Genomic DNA, 20,866 nt, shown 5'->3' with positions numbered 1-20,866 from the left:
CGCCCGGCAAGGGCGTGCCCAGGCAGCGGTCGGCTCATTCGGAACATTACGTCTTCTAGGTCGGTAGTCACCGGGCAGTAGGCCCGCGCCGGACTTGATCTATACACCCCGGGCCTTCCGCCTGGCGGATCGGGTAGCGCGCGTGGCGGTCACATCCAAAGCGTCGCGCGAAGATCCGCCAGCCACCGGAGGGGCCGCGCTGGTCCGTAAGGTGACTGAGCCCCAGGATCAGACACTGAACCAGCACAACCGAGGGCGCAAGCGGCGCAGTTCGGGTTGGCCCCAGTCGACTGGGGCAGCTCACTTCATTGAGACCCATGCGCTGTTCTTGTGCGACGATCGCACGCAGGCATCGACGAACTTCACACCCTCGACTCCGTCGCTGATACCCGGGATGAGGGTGCTGATGGTTCTTCCCTCCTGGTGCGCCCGGATCGCATCCGCCGCCTCCCTGTAGAGATTGGCAAAGCCCTCCAGATAGCCTTCCGGGTGGCCGGGAGGAACGCGAGTGGCTGGGGCAATCTCTTCCGACATGCCGGCGCCGCCACGGGTGACAACGTGAGCTGGCTGGCCGAACTTCGTGACGTGAAGGTAGTTCGGATTTTCCTGGTGCCATTCCAACCCTCCCTTGTCGCCATAGACCCGCAGCCTGAGATTGTTCTCGTTTCCGGGAGCCACTTGCGAACACCAGAGCATTCCCCTGGCACCGCCCTCAAAGCGCAGCATGACATGGGCATTGTCATCGACCAGTCGGCCCGGAACAAAGGATTGCACATCCGCGGCGAGGCATTCGCATGCGAGCCCCGAAACGAAGCAGGCCAGGTTATAGGCGTGGGTTCCGATATCGCCGGTGGAACCGCCTGCACCGGAACGGGCCGGATCCGTGCGCCACTCCGCCTGCTTGTTATGCTGTTCGACTGTCAGCCAGTCCTGCGGATACTCCACCTGGATCACCCGGATCGTGCCGAGATCACCGTTCCGCACCAGCTCGCGGGCCTGGCGCACCATCGGATAGCCGGTGTAGTTGTGCGTCAGGAAAAACAGTGCCTCTGATGTCTCCACTGCCTTGGCGAGCTTCCTGGCATCCGCCAGCGTCGAAGTCAGCGGCTTGTCGCAGATGACGTGGACGCCGCGCTTCAGGAAAGCCTTCGCGGCCGGGTAATGCACATGGTTTGGCGTGACGATCGCGACGGCTTCTATGCCGTCCTTGAGGCGGGCTTCCCGCTTGGCCATCGCCTCGAACGAGCCGTAGATTCGGTCCTCCTTGAGGCCCAGCACCCGTCCGGATTCCAAGGCTTTTCCGGGAGTGGACGACAGGGCGCCGGCCACCAGCTCATAGCGCCCGTCAAGCCGCGCCGCGATCCGGTGCACAGCACCGATGAAAGCGTCCTTGCCGCCGCCGACCATGCCAAGCCGGATCGGACGGGGGAAAGTGCTGTCTTCGTTCGCCATCGCCCGGCTCCTATCCGATACCCAGCATTCTGCGGTTGGCGCCCTCGTCGGTCGAACCGCCTGCAAAATCGTCGAATGCCTTTTCAGTTACGCGAATGATGTGTTCCTTGACGAACCGCGCGCCTTCCCGGGCCCCATCTTCCGGGTGCTTCAGGCAGCACTCCCATTCGACAACCGCCCAGCCGTCGAAGTCATTCGCCGCCATTTTGGAAAAGACCGCGCTGAAGTCGACCTGGCCATCGCCCAGAGATCGGAACCGGCCCGCCCGGTCGACCCATGACTGATAGCCGCCGTAGACGCCCTGCCTGCCTGTCGGATTGAACTCGGCATCCTTAACATGGAACATGCCGATCCGGTCCCGGTAGATGTCGATATTGTCGAGATAGTCGAGACACTGCAGAACATAGTGGGACGGGTCATAGAGCATCTTACAGCGGCTGTGGTTGTTCACCCGCTCCAGAAACATCTCGAATGTAACGCCGTCATGGAGGTCCTCGCCTGGGTGGATCTCGTAACAGACATCCACCCCCATCTCGTCGGCATAGTCCAGGATCGGGCGCCAGCGGCTGGCAAGCTCGTCGAACGCGACCTCGATCAAACCCGCCGGCCGTTGCGGCCAGGGGTAGACGAAGGGCCAGGCGAGCGCTCCGGAAAAGGTTGCGTGGGCTGAAATGCCGAGATTACTGCTGGCCGTCAGGGCCTGCTTCAGTTGGTCAACGGCCCAGGACTGGCGTGCCTTCGGATCGCCGCGCACGTCAGGCGCTGCAAAACCGTCGAATGCGGCGTCATAGGCGGGATGGACAGCAACCAACTGACCTTGAAGATGTGTTGAGAGCTCGGTGATCTCAACGCCGTTCTCTCTCGCGATGCCGATCAGCTCGTCGCAATAGGTTCTGGAGCTGGCCGCCTTTGCCAGATCGATAAGACGCTCATCCCAGCTGGGGACTTGAACGCCCTTAAAGCCGCACTCCCCCGCCCACTTCGTGATGCTTTCCCAGGAATTGAAGGGCGATGCGTCTCCCGCAAACTGCGCGAGAAACAGGCCCGGTCCTTTGATGGTTTTCATCTTAGTCCCCGTTTTGGCGTGAAAGACGGGGGTGGAGCGTATCGCGGGCTCCACCCCCGCGCCCTCTCTTAGAAGGGAGATTCCGCGAAATAATAGGACTCCGCGTTCTCCGGAGTAATCAGCGTCGCGCCCAGGATGTAGCGGCCGGCAATAGGGCCGTTGGACTTGAAATGGGCAACAGTCGCATCCATCGCGGTCGCAATCATCGATGGCGGATAGAGCACATCGATGGGGATGAGGTCGTCACCATCCATAATGCCCTTGATGATCTGCTTCATGCCGGCGCCGCCGACGACAAACATGCCGTTTCCGTCGCGGCCGGCTTGTTTGAGCGCCGCGACGACACCGATCGCAATGTCATCGTCTTGTGCCCAAACCGCATCTATATCCGGGAAGCGGGACAGGAAGTCCTGCATCACCTGAAATCCGTCATCGCGGTTCCAGTTGGCATGCTTATGATCCAGAACGTTGATTCCGGAGCCTTTAATCTCCTCCATGAATGCATCGAAACGCTCGTTGTCGATCACGGTCGGTATGCCGCGAAGAATGACGATGTTGTCGCCGTCTTTGAGCCGGCCTTTCATGTACTTGGCGGAGACGCGGCCGAGTTCGGGGTTATTGCCGGCCACATAGAGGTCCTCGATGCCGGGCTGGCTGAGCCCCCGGTCGACCACGGTAATCCAGGCCCCGGACTTCTTGACGTTCAACACCGGATCCGTGAGCGGTTCGGACTCGAAGGGCAACACGACCAAAGCGTCGATCTGATGGACGGCGACAAGGTCCTCCAGTGCGCTGGCCTGCGCACTTGGGTCCGGAGAGTTGACCAAGATAAGATCAACGTCCGGGTAGAGGGCCTCAAGGCGCTTCTCAGCAACCTCGGCATGCCAATTCATGCCGGCCGCCCAGGCATGGGTTGGGGTTGGGTAGCTGACGCCGATCTTGATCTTTTCCTGGGCCGTTGCGGGGGCGGCAAATGCCAGGACACTGGCAATTGCGGCGAGCCCGACGACTTTCCTCATAAGCATTGCTTCCTCCTCTGATGCTGCCATTTGGGCGCACCTCTCCCGTCCGGTGCGAGCCGGTTTTTTGGAATTGGGGGACGGGTCCCTATTTCTGTATTGCTTGCCTAGGTCTTTCTGCTCTTGCCGAGCCTCCAGTCGCTACGCTGCAGCAGAACCGCGACGATAATGATCAGACCCTGCATGGTTCCATTCAGGTAGTTCGAGATCATGTCGGTGAAATTCAGGATGTTGCCGATAGTCGTCAGGATCAGCGCCCCCAAGATGGTGCCGCCGATCCGGCCGTAGCCACCTTTCAGGACGGTGCCGCCGATAATGACGGCCGCAATCGCTTCCAGCTCCCACAGCACACCCGTCGACGCCGAGGCCGAGCCCAGGCGTGGCACATAGATGATTGTCGCGAAGGAGACGCAAAGCCCCTGGATGACATAAGTCAGCGTCTTGACCGCATCGACATTGATCGCCGAATAGCGGGCAACCGACTCATTCGATCCGATCGCCGTGCAATAGCGGCCGAACGCGGTTCTGCTCAGCAGCAGCCAGCCGCAGATCGCAACACCGATGAAAACCCAAACCGGGAACGGCAACCCCAGGAAACTGTCATAGTAGACAGGGCGGTAGGTGCCGCGAATGTCGAAGTTCAGCGCCAGGGTACCGCCGTCGGCGAAGTAGGTAACCAGGGACCGGTATATCCCCATCGTGCCGAGCGTGACGATGAAGGCTTCGATCTTCCCCTTCGTCGTCAGGGCTCCGTTGATCCACCCGGCGCCGATCCCCAGCACGATCGCCAGCCCGCAGCCGAGCAACACCGTCGCAACGCCGGTTCCGATGGTTTCGACCACATTGTTCATCACGATGATCATCACACCGGAGATCGCGGCGGCCATGGACCCTACCGACAGGTCGATTCCCCCCGCTGTTATGACGAAGGTCGCGCCCACCGCGATGATCCCGATAAAGGCCGATCGTGTCAGCAGGTTGGTCAGATTGCCCTCGCTCACAAAAGCCGGGTTCAGAAGGAAGCCGATCACGCAGAGCAGCAGCAGCGCCAATGCCGGGCCGAGCGTCTTCAGATCAAGCGCATAGCGTCTTGACGGCTTGCGCGCGTGTCGTTCGGGAGCGGATATCATGGTCAATGGAGTTCCTCCCGTTTCAGCCCGGCGGCGTAACGCATGATTTCGTTCTCGTTGATGTGGTCGCCGGACAGAATCCCGGTGATATGACCTTCACGCATGACCACCACGCGATGGCATATCCCGATAATCTCCGGCATCTCGGACGAGATGACGACGACGGACACGCCTTCGGCCGCAAGCGCTGCAATGAAGTGGTAGATCTGCTGCTTGGTGCCGACGTCGATGCCGCGGGTCGGTTCATCGATGACGACGATCTTCGGGTCGCACTCCATGATCTTAGCCAGCAGCAGCTTCTGCTGATTCCCGCCTGACAGTTTATCGACGGTAATCGCGGTGTCGCGTGCCCGCACATCGAAGCGACGCACGGCGCGTTCGAGCGCACGTTCTTCGGCCTTGCGGTCGATGGCGAAATTCCGCACGAACTTCGGCAGGGCGAAGAGAGTCAGATTGGGCCGCATCTGTTTGTCCAGCAGCAGTCCCTTTTCCTTGCGGTCCTTGGTCAGATACGCGAGTCCGAGGTCCCGGGCCTCCGCAACGGTCATGAGACCGACGCGTTTTCCAAAGAGCCTGATCTCTCCGCTTTCAATCGGTGCGAGTCCGCAGATCGCCTCGAAAACGGCCGTGCGACCGGAGCCGATCAGGCCTGAAAATCCGAGGATCTCCCCCTTGCGCAGGAGAAAGCTGACGTTGTCGACACCCGGGGCATAGAGGTTATCGACCTCCAGTACCGGTTCGGCATCGACATCGGCTTCATGGAGCGGGGGATAGAGATCGGACAGTTCCCGGCCCACCATCATCTGCGCCATCGTGTCCGGCGTCAGGTCCTCCGTGGGGCGCGTGTCGATCCACTGTCCGTCGCGCAGAATAGTGACGCGGTCGGCGATTGCCTTCACCTCGGCGAGCTTGTGCGAGACAAAAACGATCGCGACGCCGTTCGCCTTCAGTTTCTCGACCTGACGGAAAAAGACCTCCGTCTCCGCCTCGGTCAGAACGGCTGTCGGCTCATCCAAGATCAGAAGGCGCGCGTTGCGGCTCACCGCCTTGACGATTTCCACCATCTGCTTTTGCGCGATGGTCAGATCGGAAATTCGGTCGCTCGGCGAAATATCAAGACCGATTTCATCCAGATATCCTTGAACGGTGGCCCGCATGGACGCGCGGTCCAGAAAGCCCCGCGCCGTCACCTCCCGCCCCAGAAAAACGTTTTCTTCAACGGTCATCTGCTCCGCCAGGTTCAGCTCCTGGTGGATGAGCACGACGCCGTATTGTTCGGCGGCTCCATTGGGAGGGAGATCGGTTGCCTCACCGTCCAGCCTGATCTGACCGGAGGTCGGCTCGTGAAAGCCGGACAGGATCTTCATCAGTGTCGATTTGCCGGCACCGTTTTCGCCGATGAGCGCATGGACCTCGCCTGGACGTACATCCATGCTCACGCTGAAAAGGACTGGCACGGGGCCGAATGACTTACTGATGTTTACAGCTTCAATGATCGCCGCCGAAGCGGACGTTTCAGCTGACATCCTTGCTGCACCTCCCAAGCGCCGATTGTTCTCTTGTCCGGCGTTGGGCCAATATGTAAACGTTTTCATTCATGATGTAAACCTTTACATTGATGAATGTAAACCTTTTCATGCCCGTCCCGAGGCACTATACAGTGCGGATGCCATTGGAATCGATGATCTTTCCGGCCGCCACAGTCCTGAAATGCCGGAGACAACAAAGATGAGCGAAGCGGCAGCACGGCCGGCCACAATCGAGGATGTCGCCAAACTTGCCGGCGTTTCGATCGCTACCGTGAGCCGGGCACTCCGATCACCGGAAAAGGTGGCCGAAAGCACGCGGAAGAAGGTTGCCGCGGCCATTGCCAGAACCGGCTACACGGCCAATGCCATGGCGCAGAACCTGCGCATGCAACGCTCAAAAATGGTCTTGGTTCTGGCATCCTCAATCGCCGATCCGAATTTCTCGGGCATTCTGACCGGCCTGGAAAAAACGGCCAACGACCGGGGCTATGGTGTCCTTATCGGCAACACTGAAGGCACCATCTCACTCGAGCAGAATTATCTGCGGTTCCTGTCCACCGGAATGGCTGACGGGCTTGTTCTTCTGACCGGACATATCCCCGTGGCGGGTGAGCCACGGACCCCCTTGGGCACCCTTCCCCCGATCGTGGCCACCGAAAGGCCGGTCGATAATCCGGACATCAGCTACGTGGGCGTCGATGATACCGCTGCTTCCAAGGTGGCCACGGAATACCTGATTTCACTCGGCCATCGGCGGATCACCTATATTTCTGGAGGCCTTACGGACGTCCGCAGCGATCTCCGTCATTTGGGCTACCAAGAAGGTTTGCGGGAATCACCGGAGCAGCTGCGAGACTGGCGCGTCGAAGGAGATGGTTCCAGCGAAAGCGGCCGGGCGGCCGTCGAACGGCTGTTTATCAAAGATGACCTGCCGACGGCCTTCTTCTGCTTCAATGACAATACGGCGATTGGCGTGATTTCCGCTTTGCAGCGACGTGGATATAAAGTGCCGGAGGATTTCTCGGTGCTTGGCTTTGACGACATTCCCTTTGCGAACAATTTCACACCAGCCCTCACCACGATCCGCCAGCCACGGCACCATATCGGCGAACTGGCCATGAACATCCTGCTCGACAAGTTGGCGAACCGGTCTCTCACCGCCCAGCCGCATCTCCTTCATGGCGACCTCATTGTACGTGAGAGCTGTGCAACCTTGTCGAAACAAAGAAGCATCGTGTGATTTGCCCACATTGCGCAGCCCCCATCATGAGGGGCCGGCAATGTGCAGCTTCTGGTTCGCGAGGATCCTGGGCAGCGTCCTGATCTCGGACTTACCGATGATCTCGCGGACGTCTTGCGGCGCCTTGGCGGGGAAGTACCGGAAGTTGCCCTTGCGCTTCAGACGGGAGCGACGCGGCATCGCCTGTCGCGAACCTTGGTGTAAGGACCAAGGCGCAAGCCAGACACCATTGATCTGCCGCCGCGCCTTGGGCCATCCACAACCCGGTTCGTGCGGTTCAGGCTCGCCAACGTCAGCGCGTTCGAAGAGGCGCACATTGTCCACCCCGTTCCTGACACAGTGATGTGGCAGGCAAGACTGCCGCGGCCGCGCAGGCGGTAGTTGAGGGCCGGCCCTGGGCTTATAGTCCCGCCGACACTGTAGCAAGCGGCGAAGCCCCAGCTCGACCCGATGCCCATCGGCCGCGACGAATTTCTGGATTGAACCCCAGAGGCAGTAGGCGCCTCCATGCAGGTCCGCGCAGCAGCTGCGTGAACATCCGTTCACCAATCCAACAATCTAGAATTCAAACACCCAAGAACTCAGTGGGGGAATAGCTGCTATTCGGGGAGGATCCATATAGGGATTAAAGTACAAGAAGCAGGGCGGGCGCCTGTCGGTAAACCTCGGGACGCCAAAGCATCGAAGGTTGCCGCGCAATGGTATAGAAACCGGTCCCCCGTCAATTTGGGGAAGCGCTGCATCGAATCCTGTAGTGTATCGCTGCACCCCAAGTGCTGCACGCGGGGCGCGTCAAGGTCGCGCTGCCTACCACGCAGGCAATTCCAGATGGCATTCCGCGAGTTCGGAACGAACCCGGTCAACCATTGACCGAAGATGCGCCTCATCCGCGGTCTCACAACGTAAGACCAGAACGTCCTGGGTATTGGACGCCCGTAACAGCCACCATCCGCTCAACTCGCGCACGCGCACGCCGTCGGTGTCATCCACCTCGGCTCCCCGGGCGGCGAGCCTTGCACGGACCACCTCGACGACCTCGAACTTTCGCTCGTCCGCACAGGGGATGCGCAACTCGGGTGTGTTCACCACAGCCGGCAGCGAGTCGCGGAACTCGGCCAGGCTCTGGTCGGAAGACTGCAGGATCGAAATAACCCGCAGGGCCGCATAGAGCGCGTCGTCGTAGCCGTAGTAGCCGTCGGCCAAAAACAGGTGCCCGCTCATTTCGCCGGCAAGAGGGGCGCCAAGCTCTTTCATACGAGCCTTGATGAGAGAATGCCCGGTCTTCCACATGACGGCTTGGCCGCCGGCCGCCGCGATACCGTCGAAGAGGACCTGGCTGCACTTGACATCGCCGATAACCGGCGCGCCGGGGCGGCGCTTCAGCACGTCCCGCGCCAACAGTAGCAGAATCTGGTCGCCCCAGAGAATCCGTGCCTTTGAGTCGAGGAGGCCGAGCCGATCCCCGTCTCCGTCGAAGGCAATACCGAGGTCGCAGCCCTCGGCCAGGACGGTTTCCTGCAGCTGCTTCAGGTTCTCGGGCACCGTGGGATCGGGATGGTGATTGGGGAAATTGCCGTCGATGCGCTCGTTCAACAGAATATGCCGGCCAGGCAAGCGCGAAGCCACCGCCGACATTGCCTCTCCCATGGCGCCGTTGCCGGCGTCCCAGGCCACCTTTAACGGGCGACTGCCGGTTACGTCCTCGAGAACGCGGGCGACATAGGCGTCAAACACTGAGATGCTCTCGCTCCCCCCTCGGCCGTTCTCGAATTCCGCCGTCGCCGCAATTCTGCCGAGCTCCTGGATATCCGTTCCGAAAAACGGCGCCCCGTTCAATGCCAGCTTGAAGCCGTTGTAGGAGGGTGGATTATGGGACCCTGTCACCATGACGCCGCCATCGACGTCCAGTATATGGGATGCCAGGTACAACATCGGTGTAGGAACGCGACCGATGTCTATGACGTCGATGCCGCTGGCGGCAAGTCCGGCGGTCAAGGTCTTTGCCAGCATGGGTGAGGAATGACGGCCGTCATAGCCGACCGCGATAGCACCGGCACCCCGGCGGCGGGCGAGGCTCCCGAACGCACGACCCAGGGCCCACGCGTCGGCAGCAGAAAGCGTTTCTCCGACTACGCCCCTAAGGTCGTATTCGCGAAGGAGGGAGCTGTGGAAGTTGTACGGAGCATCCTCTGTTGACGAGCTGAAGATTTCCATCAATTGCCACCTCCTCTCGCCATTTATCATAATTCTGGAATGGTTCCCCAGGGCTCGGGTAACCAACCATTGTTTTCCAACCAACGGAACGACCTGATCCGGAATTGGCAAGATCGCCTATTCTCAAGAGCTGTCGGATGATTGTCGCGCCATAGCAGTCCTGTCGACTAGTCTAGCAATAGCCCGGCGGGCAATGACCGCGACGAACGACAGAAGTTTCCTGCCGGCTGCGCGCTTCGCAGCCCCCTCCTGCGCTTTCCTACGCGGCCCGTAGCCAGGAAAAGAATACTTCCGAAGCAGTGACATTGTTGACGCTTGCCGCCCACCTCCCTTCAATTATGGAGACAGTGGGTCCCTCAGCATCTCCCCAAGGCCAAGGACCTGTTCCTTTATGGACCATCTGGACGCTCTGGAAGCGCAATCCGTCTACATCCTCCGCGAGGCCTATGCCCGGATTGAGCCCTTGGCCATGCTCTGGTCCCTGGGCAAGGATTCCAACGTGATGATCTGGCTGGCGCGCAAGGCCTTCCTCGGCCATGTGCCCTTTCCGGTAATGCACGTGGATACCGGCAAGAAGTTCAAGGAGATGTACGAGTTCCGCGACCGCTACGCCGAGGAGTGGAAACTGGACTTCCTGCGCGAGGTCTGCCCGCCGATCGAGGAGATCGACCCCTCGCTGCCGCCGGCGGCCCGTTCGGCCGCGCGCAAGACCGAGGGGCTGCGCCAGGCCATCGCCAAGCATGAGCTGAAGGGCGTGATCGCCGGCATCCGCCGCGACGAGCAGGCGACCCGCGCCAAGGAGCGCGTCTTCAGCCCCCGCGGCGAGACCGGGGCCTGGGATTTCCGCGACCAGCCGCCGGAGTTCTGGGATCAGTACAAGACCGATTTCCCGCCGGGCACCCATATCCGCATCCATCCGCTGCTGCACTGGACGGAGCTGGACATCTGGCTCTATACGCAGCGCGAGGGCATTCCCATCGTGCCGCTCTATCTGTCGAAGGACGGCAAGCGCTACCGCTCGCTGGGCGACGAGGACATCACCAACCCGGTGGACTCCGACGCCGCCTCCATCGCCGACATCATCAAGGAGCTGCAGACCACCAATACCTCGGAGCGTGCCGGCCGCGCCATGGACCACGAGCGCGAGGACGCCTTCGAGCGGCTGCGCGCCACGGGTTACATGTAAGGGAGGGGGGTGAGAAGATGAAAGACGACGGAACCACCACCCTGACGCCGGACCAGTTGAAGGGCCAGGCTTTGGCAGAGGCAGAAACCGACGGCGCCCGGGCGCTGCACCGTATCGTGATTGTCGGTCACGTCGACCACGGCAAGTCGACCCTGATCGGCCGGCTGCTGTACGACACCGACTCCCTGCCGCCCGGCAAGGTGGAGGAGCTGGAAGCCGTCTCCGCGCGCCGCGGCATGGCGATCGAATGGTCCTTCGTGCTCGACGCCTTCCAGGCCGAGCGCGACCAGGCGGTGACCATCGACACCACGCAGATCTGGTTCAAGACGGCGCTGCGCGACTACGTCATCATCGATGCGCCCGGCCACCGCGAGTTCCTGAAGAACATGGTCAGCGGCGCGGCCAGCGCCGATGCGGCCGTTGTCGTGGTCGACGCGGAAGAAGGCGTGCGCGAGCAGTCGCGCCGCCATGCCTACCTGCTGCATCTTCTGGGCATCCGCCAGGTCGCGGTGGTGGTCAACAAGATGGACCTGGTCGATTTCGACCAGGCGCGCTTCGAGCAGGTCTCCAAGGAGATCACCGAGTACCTGGAGTCCATCGGCGCCACGCCCATGGTCATCGTGCCCATCTCGGCGCGCGACGGCGACAACATCGCCAAGCGCTCCTGGCGCACGCCCTGGTACGACGGGCCGACGGTGCTCTCCGCCCTGGACGGCTTCCACGGCCACCCGGGCGTCGGCGCCCAGCCGCTGCGCCTGCCGATCCAGGACGTCTATAAATTCGATGCCCGCCGCATCCTGGCCGGGCGCATCGAGAGCGGCAGCATCTCGGTCGGCGACACGGTGCTGTTCTCGCCCTCCAACAAGACCGCGCGGGTGCGCGCCATCGAGGCCTGGCCGGAGGACGGCAAGCCGGAAAGCGCGGCCGCCGGCGAGTCGGTGGGCATCACGTTGGACGAACAGCTCTTCGTCGAGCGCGGCGAGATCGCCAGCCACGTCGAGAACCCGCCGAAGCTGACCACCCTGTTCCATGCGCGACTCTTCTGGCTCGGCCACAAATCGCTGACCGTGGGCAGCCGCTACAAGCTGAAGCTCCTTACCCAGGAGGCGGAGGTCACGGTGGAGTCGATCGAGCGCATCGTCGACACCCAGACCCTGGAGACCTCCGCCGGTGACTCGGTGGAGCGCAACGCGGTGGCCGAGGTCACCCTGCGCAGCCGCCAGGTCCTGGGCCTCGACGACTACGGCGACCTGCCCAAGACCGGCCGCTTCGTGCTGATCGAGGACTACGACACCGTCGGCGGCGGCGTCATCTCCATGGAGGGACTGCCCGACCAGCGTCAGGCGGTCGAGGTGAAGTCGACCAACGTCATTTCGGTGGAGCACCGCCTGACCGCCGACAACCGAGCTGCCCGCAACGGCCACCATGGCGGGGTGCTGTGGTTCACCGGGCTGTCCGGCGCCGGCAAGTCGACGCTCGCCATGGAGGTGGAGCAGCGCCTCTTCGCCAAGGGCTACCAGGTCTACGTGCTGGACGGCGACAACGTGCGGCGCGGCCTCAACGCCAACCTCGGTTTCTCGCCGGAAGACCGCACGGAGAACATCCGCCGCGTCGGCGAGGCGGCGGCGCTCTTTGCCGACTCAGGCATCATCTGCATCACCGCCTTCATCTCGCCCTACCGGGTCGACCGGGACCGCGCCCGCGCCTCGGCGCCGGGCCGCTTCCACGAGATCTATATCAAGGCGGATGTGGAGACCTGCGAACAGCGCGACCCCAAGGGCCTCTACAAGAAAGCCCGCGCGGGTGAGATTCCGCAGTTCACCGGCGTCTCGGCGCCCTACGAGGCGCCGGAGGCCGCCGACCTGGAGGTCGATACCTCCACCGAGACGGTGCCCGAGTCGGTGGAGCGGATCGTCCGCTACGTGGAGAACGTCTCCACCTTTAAACGGAACGATCGGAAGCCGCCCATGCGTAGCGGCCCGCCGCCTTGCGCCTGATGCAGCAGCAAAACCCTGCCGGCCCGACATGACGGCCACTTGCTTTGGAGTAAATGATCCATGCCGATGGCGAGAAAGGGGCGCCTGCGCCTGAGCATACTTCTTTGCGGCTTTTCCGGCGCGGCCTGCGCCGTCCTGATGGCTGCCGTCCTGGTGTTCTACGGAACACCGTACAACCCCCTCTGGTGGTGGATCATGGCAGCCATTCTGCTTACAGCCTTCCTCCTGCCCCTCACACTGGTCTCCGCGATCGAATGGGTCATGGCGGGCTACCGCGACGATAGCCCAGGCTGAGCGCGATGCAGCTCCTCTCACGACTTCTCAACAGCAAGGCAAAGGTGCCAGACGGCGAAGTCATCTACGCGGTGGGAGACATCCATGGTCGTGACGACCTGCTGGGACAACTGCACGAGTCGATTGAAGCCGATCTCCAAGCGGGAGAAGCGAACCGCCGCGCCAGGGTGATCTATCTCGGTGACTACATTGACCGTGGTCCCGACAGCAAGGCGGTACTCGACCGCCTACTAGATCACCCCGTGAAGCGCGCGGAATGCACATTCCTCAAGGGCAATCATGAAGACACGCTGCTAAGATTCCTCGATGGCCAGAAGGGCGGGGAAAGATGGCTGGCGCTCGGTGCAGGCGCCACCGCCAAGAGCTACGGCGTGTGCCTGCGCAAGAACGGCGGTCACCCCCTCCCCACCGAAGCCATTCGGGAGAGAATGAACGCCGCCATTCCCCAACGCCATCTTTCCTTCCTGCGCGCGCTGAACCTCTTCCAGGCGGCCGGCGACTACCTTTTTGTTCATGCAGGAATCAGGCCGGGGCGACGCCTTGCAAACCAGGACCCGCAAGACATGCTTTGGATTCGTGGCGAGTTTCTGCGCTCAAGATGCCGGCATGAGCACGTCATCGTCCACGGACATGCAGCCGGCCGCGATGTCGTCGTGCGACGCAATCGAATTTGCGTGGACACTATGGCCTACGCAACGGATCGCCTGAATTGCCTCGTTCTGGAAGGAACGTCGCAGCGCTTCATCACCTCTGCGCTCTGACTCCGTGCTCCAACCGCTGCCCCGATTCACTCCACCGTCACCGACTTGGCGAGGTTCCGGGGCTGGTCAACGTCCGTACCCTTGAAAACAGCCGTGTGGTAGGCCAGAAGCTGAACCGGAATGCTGTAGACCATCGGCGCGATGAAGTTGTCCGCCGGCGGCACTTCGATGACGGCCTCGGCATCTCGGCCGATCTTCTCGATGCCTACCCGATCCGACACCAGGATGATCCGCCCGCCGCGTGCCAGCACCTCCTGGACGTTCGCGGCAGTCTTCTCAAAAAGGGGACCCACCGGCGCACAGACGATCACCGGCATTTGCTCGTCGATCAATGCGATGGGACCATGCTTCATCTCTCCGGCCGCATAGCCCTCTGCATGGATATAGGTGAGCTCCTTCAGCTTCAATGCGCCTTCCATGGCAATGGGGTACAAGGAGCCGCGGCCCAGGTAGAGCGCGTCGCGGGAGCCGGCGAGAGACGCGGCGACATTGCGCACCGCTCCGTCAATAAGCAAGGTGTCGTCAATGAGCTTTGGCAGACTGATCAGCGCCAGCGTCAACCTCTCCAGTTCCTCCGGCGATGTGGTTTTCCTGGTTCTGGCAACCGCCAGGGCAAGACAGGCCAGAACGGTAAGCTGGGTCGTGAAAGCCTTAGTCGAAGCCACCCCTATCTCCGGTCCCGCCAAGGTTGGCAGAACACAATCCGACTCCCGCGCAATGGCACTTTCCGGGACATTTACGATAGACAACACTGGTTGCCCCTGCGTCCTGACATAGCGCAGCGCTGACAGGGTATCGATCGTCTCGCCTGACTGAGAGACGAATACACCGACGCCGCCATTCGGCATCGGTGCTTCGCGATAGCGGAACTCCGAGGCGATGTCGATTTCGACCGGCTGACGCGCAAGCTGCTCGAACCAGTACTTCGCCACCGCTGCGGCAAGAAATGCCGTGCCACAAGCACAGAAGGTAAAGCGGCTCACAGTCGCCAAGTCGAACGGCAACTCCGGCAGCACCACCTGGGCGTTGACAGGGTCGACGAGCGAACTCAGGGTTTCACCAATCGCCATCGGCTGCTCGCAGATTTCCTTCAGCATGTAATGGCGGTAGTCGCCCTTGCCGATGAGAGCTCCGGAGAACGCGGTATGCTGCATCTGCCGCACGACCGGTTGATCGTTGACGTCATGAACTACGCAGCCCTGGCAGCTGACTTCCACCCAGTCTCCTTCTTCCAGGTAGATGATGCGATCCGTGAGGTGCGCCAGCGCCAGCGCATCAGACCCCAGGTACATCTCGCCGTCGCCGACCCCCACAGCGAGCGGTGAGCCGCGCTTGGCTCCGATCACCAGGTCGTGGCGGCCGGCGAAGACCAGCACGATCGCGAAGACTCCCTCAAGCCGCTTGAGCGCAGCGGCCACCGCATTCTGCGGACTGAACTGGCGGTCCAGAAGATCAGAGACTAGGTGCGCAATGACCTCACTGTCAGTCTGGGACGTGAAAACATGTCCCTTCGCCTCCAGTTCGGCTCGCAGAAGCTGATGATTCTCGATAATTCCGTTGTGGACCAGCGCCACGCGCTCATTGGCATGGGGATGGGCGTTCAACTCGCTGGGCGAGCCGTGCGTCGCCCAGCGCGTATGCCCTATGCCGATTGTCCCCTCCAACGGCTGTCGGTCCAGCAGCTCCTGAAGGCTGCTCACTTTGCCGACCGCCCGGCGCCGATCGATCGCGCCATTGATGAGTGTCGCAACGCCGGCGGAATCATAGCCGCGATACTCGAGCCTTCTTAGCCCTTCCATAAGGACGGGCACTGCTGGACGCGAACCGATGAACCCCACGATGCCGCACATCGCCGGCACTCCCCATTTTGTCACCAAGAAAGCCGGGAACCAAACTCGGCCAGGATATGGCCGAGAACAACTGTGAACTATCCGGCCAGCCTGGACGAGTGCGGGGCGAATGGAGGCTTGCCAAGGGTTTGGCGTACGTGATTGGCCTTCTCGCGAAGCTCTTCGGCATTTAGGATCCGGCGGCCGTCCAGCTTGAAGTGCTCATTATCGACGCGCACCACCGAGTAGTCCCGGCTGCGCAGGAAATGGATGACCACCTCGATCCCGGCGTCCAACAGTCCACCGTGGAAAGGGGTGGCTGCGGAGCGGTTGCTCACCTTCGTAACTTTGCCGTTTCCAGCAACGCCTCCACTCTTGGGCGAATGCACTCCCTGGGCCTTCGCTATCGCGTGGTGCCGCCTTTCCTCAATCGCCTGAGGATCTTCCTTTAATACTGGCGGGGCGGTGACCTTCCGTTGCTCTCCCGGTATATCATCCTCGCTGGCGGACGCCGTGGTCGCGCCGGAGGAAGTTGGCGTGCGCCCCATATGGGATGGTCGAGTGGCTTCGTGCTTTTCGACCACAGGGCTGCGCTTGCTCATCCCCAGTGCGCGCGCCCGGCTGTACAGGCTCGGCGTAGTCCGCCCCATCGCTTCGGCAATCTCTTCGAGGGAATGGTCGGAGTACCAGAGCTTTTCCAGGCGCTCGTCGTCGCCCTCGCTCCAACGCCGCTTCTTCAAGCCGCGGCCGAACTCATGAGCCTCAGCCGGAGACTCAGCCGGAGACTCAGCTGGCGGCCGCCAGTTGGCTGTGCCGCCGTTCGTCCGTGCCGACGAAGCCGCCTTGTCAATCCTTTCGCGAGGTGGCGTTTCCTCGGACGCGCCGTTGCGCTGAGCATCGGCCCGTGCAGCGGCCGCCTCCGCGCCGCGCGCCATGGCCGACGCTGATAGCCTACCCACTACACCATCATCCGGCGCGCCGGTAAGAACGAACTGCTCCATCTGGGCCGCCAGAGCAATCGCAGAACTCAAATCCGGCTGCTTATTGAGAGTGAATAATAGAAGCTCTCTCCGCAGTTCTTGATCCGCCGTAAGCTGCATCTGGATCCCCTCCCTTATGAAAATAAGGACCCCCACGGCTGATAATGCCTTGCCAACAAGGCTAAGGCTCCTTGCATCGCAAAGCAATGATTCTGATTATTTGGCGATTAGATTTCATGATCAAAATGGTTGCATATACCAGACAATTAATTGAGGCCGGAACTTCTACTATTGGTCGTATCCGAGATGTGGGGTGGCCGCCCACGCCAAGCGAGCTTACCGCGTCTTCAAGCGGAGATTCTTAGAATGAGATTGTCACGCCCACGGTCACGGCATTCTCTACGAAGCTCTCGTCACTAGCGGATGAGTCGCGGACCTGGAAGCCATATGACGCGAATGCCCGCGCATTGGAAGATAGCTGGTAGGTCAGGCCCAAGTTTGCATTGAAGGTATCATCCGTGCGGTCTTCGTCTTGAAAGTCGCTGCGCTGATAGCCACCGCTGGCAGTGAGGTCGACGGTCGAACTCAGCGGGCGCCCCCAGGCTAAATTCACCCGGTAGAATTCCTCGTCGCCAGCCGAGCCACCTTCACTAGTGCCTGCCAGGCCGCTCAGACGAAAGGTGTTGCGGCCGCTCCTGTGCTCGGCGTTCAACCGGAAAGTGCGAGTCCGCGTCGTCGCGTCCTCGAAAGTAAATAACTCGTCCTCTCTAAAGGGCTGCCCCGTCGCTTCATCGACAAGTTCGCCAGTTATCGGATCGATGACCAGACGGCCCAGGTTGGCTATCGCCCGCTGCTGCGATGTCTGCAGAGCTTCGGCGTAGCTGGCACGCAATGTGGTCTTGGGGCCGAGGCGATAGTACAAAGATGCATCGATGCTCTCATCGTCCTGCCGTCGGCCATAGGTAGCCTGGAGATCGAGATCCGGATGGGGGAACCAGTCAAATCCGACGCGCCAAGTCATGCCGTCGAAGTTGTTATCATTACTCCCGTCACCGTCGCGATACTCGTAGCCAATTCCACCTAGCAGGGAGAAGCCTTGCCAGAGTGTATAGCGGGCTCCGAAATCGGTGCTGGCCGTGGTGATGTCGCCGTTTTGGCTGCGAACCTCTTCGCCGCCCCGGTTCGTCCAGGTCCATGAGAAGGATCTGAACGCGGACCCGCTGTCGACGGTCAGGCTGCCCTCGTGGCTGAAGACGTCCGATCGGTTTCCGGCATCCACCAGGACCGGGCTGAAGCTGTAGCGCCATTCCACATTGGCAACGTCCCCCAGCCTGTGCACCACGTAAGGGCTCGCAGTCAAAGTTGCGACGAGGTCGCGATTTGCAATGCTGGCGCCCGAAGTCGAAGTGGACTGCCGGGAATCGAGCAACTGCCGGCTGATCGCGGCCCTGAGGTCGAAGAACATCAGGTCCTGCAGCACCTCGGTCTTGGAGGTGCCGTTGATGCGGGGATCGAGAGAAACCCCCTCATCATCGCCTCCAATCTGCTGGACACCGGCCAGACTGCCGTTCAACCCCACCGTCACGCGCGCGGTCTCTCCCCTAATGGAGATGTTCGGGCCGGCACGAGTGACGAAGCCGGCTTCGCGATCACCACTGGGCCCCTGATCTATGTTGTCGCTGAAGGTCTGACTGGCACTGGCGCCGTAGGTCACGTGCCACTCGCCTGTGAAGAACCCTTTTGGAATGACAATCACATCGCCAGGGCTGAGAAGCGTATTAGCTGTCGAATCCCCTTCCCTCACCAGATCGGCGAGACGCACGGGTATCTCCCGGCGACCATCTTCGCTGCGGCGCAGAATCACGGCAGCGTTGCCATCCGCCTGGCGGGACAGGCCGCCCGCAGCGATGATGGCATCGAGCAGGGTGATGCCGCTCCTGTAGGCAATCGCCATAGGCTCCACGGCGTCCCCCACGATCCGGATCTGCTGGCCGAGGTCCCCAAGTCCGGAGCCAACCGTCACCAAGACCAGGGGATCCTGCAGGTATGGCGACAGTCTGGCCTCTATCGCATCGGCCAATTCCATAGGCGTCTTGCCTGCGGCAGGGAGATCCTCGACCAAGGGGATCGAGATGCGGCCGTCCGGACGCACGGTGACCGCCGTGGACAGTTCCGGTTGCCGCCAGACGGTGATTTCCAAGGCGTCACCCGGACCGATCAGATAGGTTGGCGGTTCAGCGGGAGCTGCCTGCGCAAGGGGGCCGAGCATCCAGATCAACAGATGGGCGAGCAGCCCGAGCAGCAATGAAAATGCGCGCCAATGCTTCGCAACGATGCCGTGCATCGGCTGGCTCGTGAGCTGAAGAGCGGGTCCCGACAATGCTCCCCCCCAAATCGGTCTGCCTGAAAGGCGATCGGGCGAACTTTGTAAGATCACTGCAGCCCCTGCCGTCGCTACGATCATTTCCGGATCACTTATGAACCGCCGAATTCACGTAGACAGGTAAGGTCTTGCGAAACTGTAGAATGTCCGATCAGCCAAATCCATTGTTTCCCGCCTCAGCAACTCTCCGCGACCAAGCCGAACCGGCAAGGCTGTGGGGTGTCTGAAGACGCGGAATTGACATGCCGTTGCTTCCCTGCGGCACCGAACACCTGATAGAATTCGCTCAACGGCACCGGCAGCCGCCATCTTCCTTGCCGCCGCGGATTGGCAATTGGAAACTCGCCGGACTTGGGAATAATGTTCCCCAGGCCAAGAATGACAATGCAGTCTGCGACAGTTCCTAAGTTTGGGATCGCTGCAGCAATTTTGCTGGCCCTGTTCGCTGCCCGGCCCGCCGGAGGGCAGAACGGTCACGTTATCGTGCACTGCCTGGATGAGGTTCTCGGGATCGTCCAGGACACGCTGGCCGACGACTGCAAAGGTCGGGTGGCTACGGAGGAAGAGGCCGTAACCGCCCGCAATCAGCGGCGTGACTACATCCAGAAGGTCTTGGCGAACCCTGGGAATAGCAAGCTGAAGGGCAAACGTCTGGCGAGCAGCGGATCCGGTTTTTTCGTCGACGACGATGGTGGCGTTCTCACCAGCCGTCACCTTGTCGAAGACTGCATAGAGGTGACTGTAGCGCCCTCGTTCGGCGCGAAGGCCCTCGTCACTTCGATGGTTTCCGACGACAGGGCCGACCTTGCCTTGCTGCACACTGGAGCAGCGCCTACCGGTATTGCCGTCCTTGCCCAGGACGGCGGACCAGCTGTTGTGGGGCCCGCATTTATTGCGGGATATCCCGAGCAGGGCATGGTGAGTCTGATACCCGTTCTCACCGCCGTGGAAGTTCTGCGGCGCGAATCCCATACACCTCGCGGTCCTGCCATGATCGTGAGAGGGGATGTCAGAAGGGGAGGCAGCGGCGGGCCGCTGCTGGATACAGGCGGCAATGTGATTGGCGTGGTTGTCGCGAAGGTTGACACCGTGGCCACGTACAACGCCACCGGAAAGGTCGTACGCGACATCGGTTTCGTTCTACCCATCGACAGAGTGCGGAGATTTCTCGATGCGCAGGACGTCCGCTACCACAGCGGCCAGCGGCGACCGCTTCAGCCGGAGGAAAGGCTCCGGCAGGACACCCGCCCTTTTATGGTGCAAGTTGGCTGCTGGAAATAGCTAAACGGGCTCTTCGTTCCACAGGCCTCTGATCGCGAAGCGCGGCTGACGGCAGAACGCATTGCATCGGCTTTAGCGATGTCTGAGACTGATCTCGGCACTTCTACAGGCGGGTAGCTCAGAGGCAGAGCGCTCCCTCTACACGGGAGAGGCCGGAAAGTTCGATTCCTTCCCCCGCCTACCAGCCTTTCCCACCGCCGCCTGCCTGCTGTCGGTTTCCTCTGCTGTCCCCTTCAGCGATCGCAACAGGGTGTAGACCTCGACGGGGTCTGAAGGACGGCCGCCCAGCTCCCGCCTGAAGAAAGAGAAAAATCGATCCATGCAGTCGAGGAAGGCTTCCAGCTCCGCGGCGGAGGATACGTAGGGCGTCATCCCAGGTGCCAGGGAGGGAGAATGATAAGTAAATGAAAAGACGCGGCAGCCTTGTTCATACAGGCTGCGGGCCAGGCGCATGTTGGCAGCGAGATCGACGCCCTCCGGGGTCAGGCGGATACGCTCCAGTATG

Annotated in this window: 16 protein-coding genes and 1 tRNA gene; 7 read left to right on the top strand and 10 right to left on the bottom strand. The window is 61.4% G+C overall.

The features are described from left to right. Window positions 1-300 precede the first annotated feature (300 nt). From H7X47_RS16520 to H7X47_RS16500, 5 genes are all read right to left on the bottom strand, one after another. Window positions 301-1,452 carry a Gfo/Idh/MocA family protein gene (locus H7X47_RS16520; RefSeq protein WP_193369821.1) on the bottom strand — a complete coding sequence of 384 codons (1,152 nt, stop codon included), beginning with the start codon at window positions 1,450-1,452 and terminating at the stop codon, window positions 301-303. A 10-nt stretch (window positions 1,453-1,462) separates the two neighbouring features. Further along, a complete protein-coding gene (locus H7X47_RS16515) occupies window positions 1,463-2,518 on the bottom strand; it encodes a sugar phosphate isomerase/epimerase family protein (RefSeq protein WP_193369820.1) in 1,056 nt (351 codons plus the stop codon). A gap of 68 nt (window positions 2,519-2,586) precedes the next feature. After that, the gene (locus H7X47_RS16510) at window positions 2,587-3,537 is read right to left on the bottom strand and encodes a substrate-binding domain-containing protein (RefSeq protein WP_322096504.1); all 951 of its coding nucleotides are present in this window, start codon (window positions 3,535-3,537) and stop codon (window positions 2,587-2,589) included. Window positions 3,538-3,644: 107 nt separating this feature from the next. Next, on the bottom strand, window positions 3,645-4,667 hold the full coding sequence (locus tag H7X47_RS16505; RefSeq protein ID WP_193370055.1) for an ABC transporter permease: 1,023 nt from the start codon (window positions 4,665-4,667) through the stop codon (window positions 3,645-3,647). 2 nt (window positions 4,668-4,669) lie between these two features. Next, window positions 4,670-6,100: a sugar ABC transporter ATP-binding protein gene (locus H7X47_RS16500; protein ID WP_322096503.1), complete on the bottom strand. Its 1,431-nt coding sequence runs from the start codon at window positions 6,098-6,100 to the stop codon at window positions 4,670-4,672. Between H7X47_RS16500 and H7X47_RS16495 the strand changes: the two genes are divergently transcribed. Continuing rightward, on the top strand, window positions 6,099-7,436 hold the full coding sequence (locus H7X47_RS16495) for a LacI family DNA-binding transcriptional regulator (protein WP_227010551.1): 1,338 nt from the start codon (window positions 6,099-6,101) through the stop codon (window positions 7,434-7,436). The two genes, H7X47_RS16500 and H7X47_RS16495, sit on opposite strands and share 2 nt — an antisense overlap. A 24-nt stretch (window positions 7,437-7,460) precedes the next feature. On the opposite strand, the gene H7X47_RS16490 is transcribed toward H7X47_RS16495, so the two are convergent. After that, a complete protein-coding gene (locus H7X47_RS16490; RefSeq protein ID WP_193369818.1) occupies window positions 7,461-7,616 on the bottom strand; it encodes a hypothetical protein in 156 nt (51 codons plus the stop codon). A gap of 627 nt (window positions 7,617-8,243) precedes the next feature. Continuing rightward, the gene (gene pgmG / locus H7X47_RS16485; RefSeq protein WP_193369817.1) at window positions 8,244-9,650 is read right to left on the bottom strand and encodes a phosphoglucomutase/phosphomannomutase PgmG; all 1,407 of its coding nucleotides are present in this window, start codon (window positions 9,648-9,650) and stop codon (window positions 8,244-8,246) included. Window positions 9,651-10,041: 391 nt separating this feature from the next. Between pgmG and cysD the strand changes: the two genes are divergently transcribed. The 4 genes from cysD to H7X47_RS16465 are packed head-to-tail and all read left to right on the top strand — an operon-like array spanning window position 10,042 to window position 13,888. Further along, complete coding sequence (cysD, locus tag H7X47_RS16480) at window positions 10,042-10,836, top strand: sulfate adenylyltransferase subunit CysD (protein WP_193369816.1); 795 nt, start codon at window positions 10,042-10,044, stop codon at window positions 10,834-10,836. A 17-nt stretch (window positions 10,837-10,853) separates the two neighbouring features. Next, window positions 10,854-12,833: an adenylyl-sulfate kinase gene (cysC, locus tag H7X47_RS16475; RefSeq protein WP_193369815.1), complete on the top strand. Its 1,980-nt coding sequence runs from the start codon at window positions 10,854-10,856 to the stop codon at window positions 12,831-12,833. Window positions 12,834-12,893: 60 nt separating this feature from the next. Continuing rightward, window positions 12,894-13,127: a hypothetical protein gene (locus H7X47_RS16470; RefSeq protein ID WP_193369814.1), complete on the top strand. Its 234-nt coding sequence runs from the start codon at window positions 12,894-12,896 to the stop codon at window positions 13,125-13,127. A 5-nt stretch (window positions 13,128-13,132) separates the two neighbouring features. Next, window positions 13,133-13,888, top strand: coding sequence for a metallophosphoesterase family protein (locus H7X47_RS16465; protein WP_193369813.1), 756 nt, complete (start codon window positions 13,133-13,135; stop codon window positions 13,886-13,888). A gap of 26 nt (window positions 13,889-13,914) precedes the next feature. Here H7X47_RS16465 and glmS read toward each other — a convergent pair whose 3' ends face one another. From glmS to H7X47_RS16450, 3 genes are all read right to left on the bottom strand, one after another. Next, entirely contained in the window at window positions 13,915-15,738 is a 1,824-nt protein-coding gene (glmS, locus tag H7X47_RS16460) for a glutamine--fructose-6-phosphate transaminase (isomerizing) (RefSeq protein WP_193369812.1), read from the bottom strand. A 77-nt stretch (window positions 15,739-15,815) separates the two neighbouring features. Then, the gene (locus H7X47_RS16455; protein WP_193369811.1) at window positions 15,816-16,817 is read right to left on the bottom strand and encodes a hypothetical protein; all 1,002 of its coding nucleotides are present in this window, start codon (window positions 16,815-16,817) and stop codon (window positions 15,816-15,818) included. A 241-nt stretch (window positions 16,818-17,058) separates the two neighbouring features. Then, window positions 17,059-19,041 carry an XrtA/PEP-CTERM system exopolysaccharide export protein gene (locus tag H7X47_RS16450; RefSeq protein WP_193369810.1) on the bottom strand — a complete coding sequence of 661 codons (1,983 nt, stop codon included), beginning with the start codon at window positions 19,039-19,041 and terminating at the stop codon, window positions 17,059-17,061. Window positions 19,042-19,464: 423 nt separating this feature from the next. Here H7X47_RS16450 and H7X47_RS16445 point away from each other — a divergent pair, with 423 nt between their 5' ends. Together H7X47_RS16445 and H7X47_RS16440 are read left to right on the top strand one after the other, a co-directional pair. Next, window positions 19,465-20,361, top strand: coding sequence for a S1 family peptidase (locus H7X47_RS16445; RefSeq protein WP_193369809.1), 897 nt, complete (start codon window positions 19,465-19,467; stop codon window positions 20,359-20,361). A 107-nt stretch (window positions 20,362-20,468) separates the two neighbouring features. Then, window positions 20,469-20,545: transfer RNA gene (locus tag H7X47_RS16440), tRNA-Val, on the top strand. Window positions 20,546-20,866 lie beyond the last annotated feature (321 nt).

It is taken from the genome of Pelagibius marinus, assembly GCF_014925385.1.
GTDB lineage: Bacteria > Pseudomonadota > Alphaproteobacteria > Kiloniellales > Kiloniellaceae > Pelagibius > Pelagibius marinus.
Note: the sequence above shows the minus strand (reverse complement) of the source record. Positions and strands in the feature narration are given on the sequence as shown.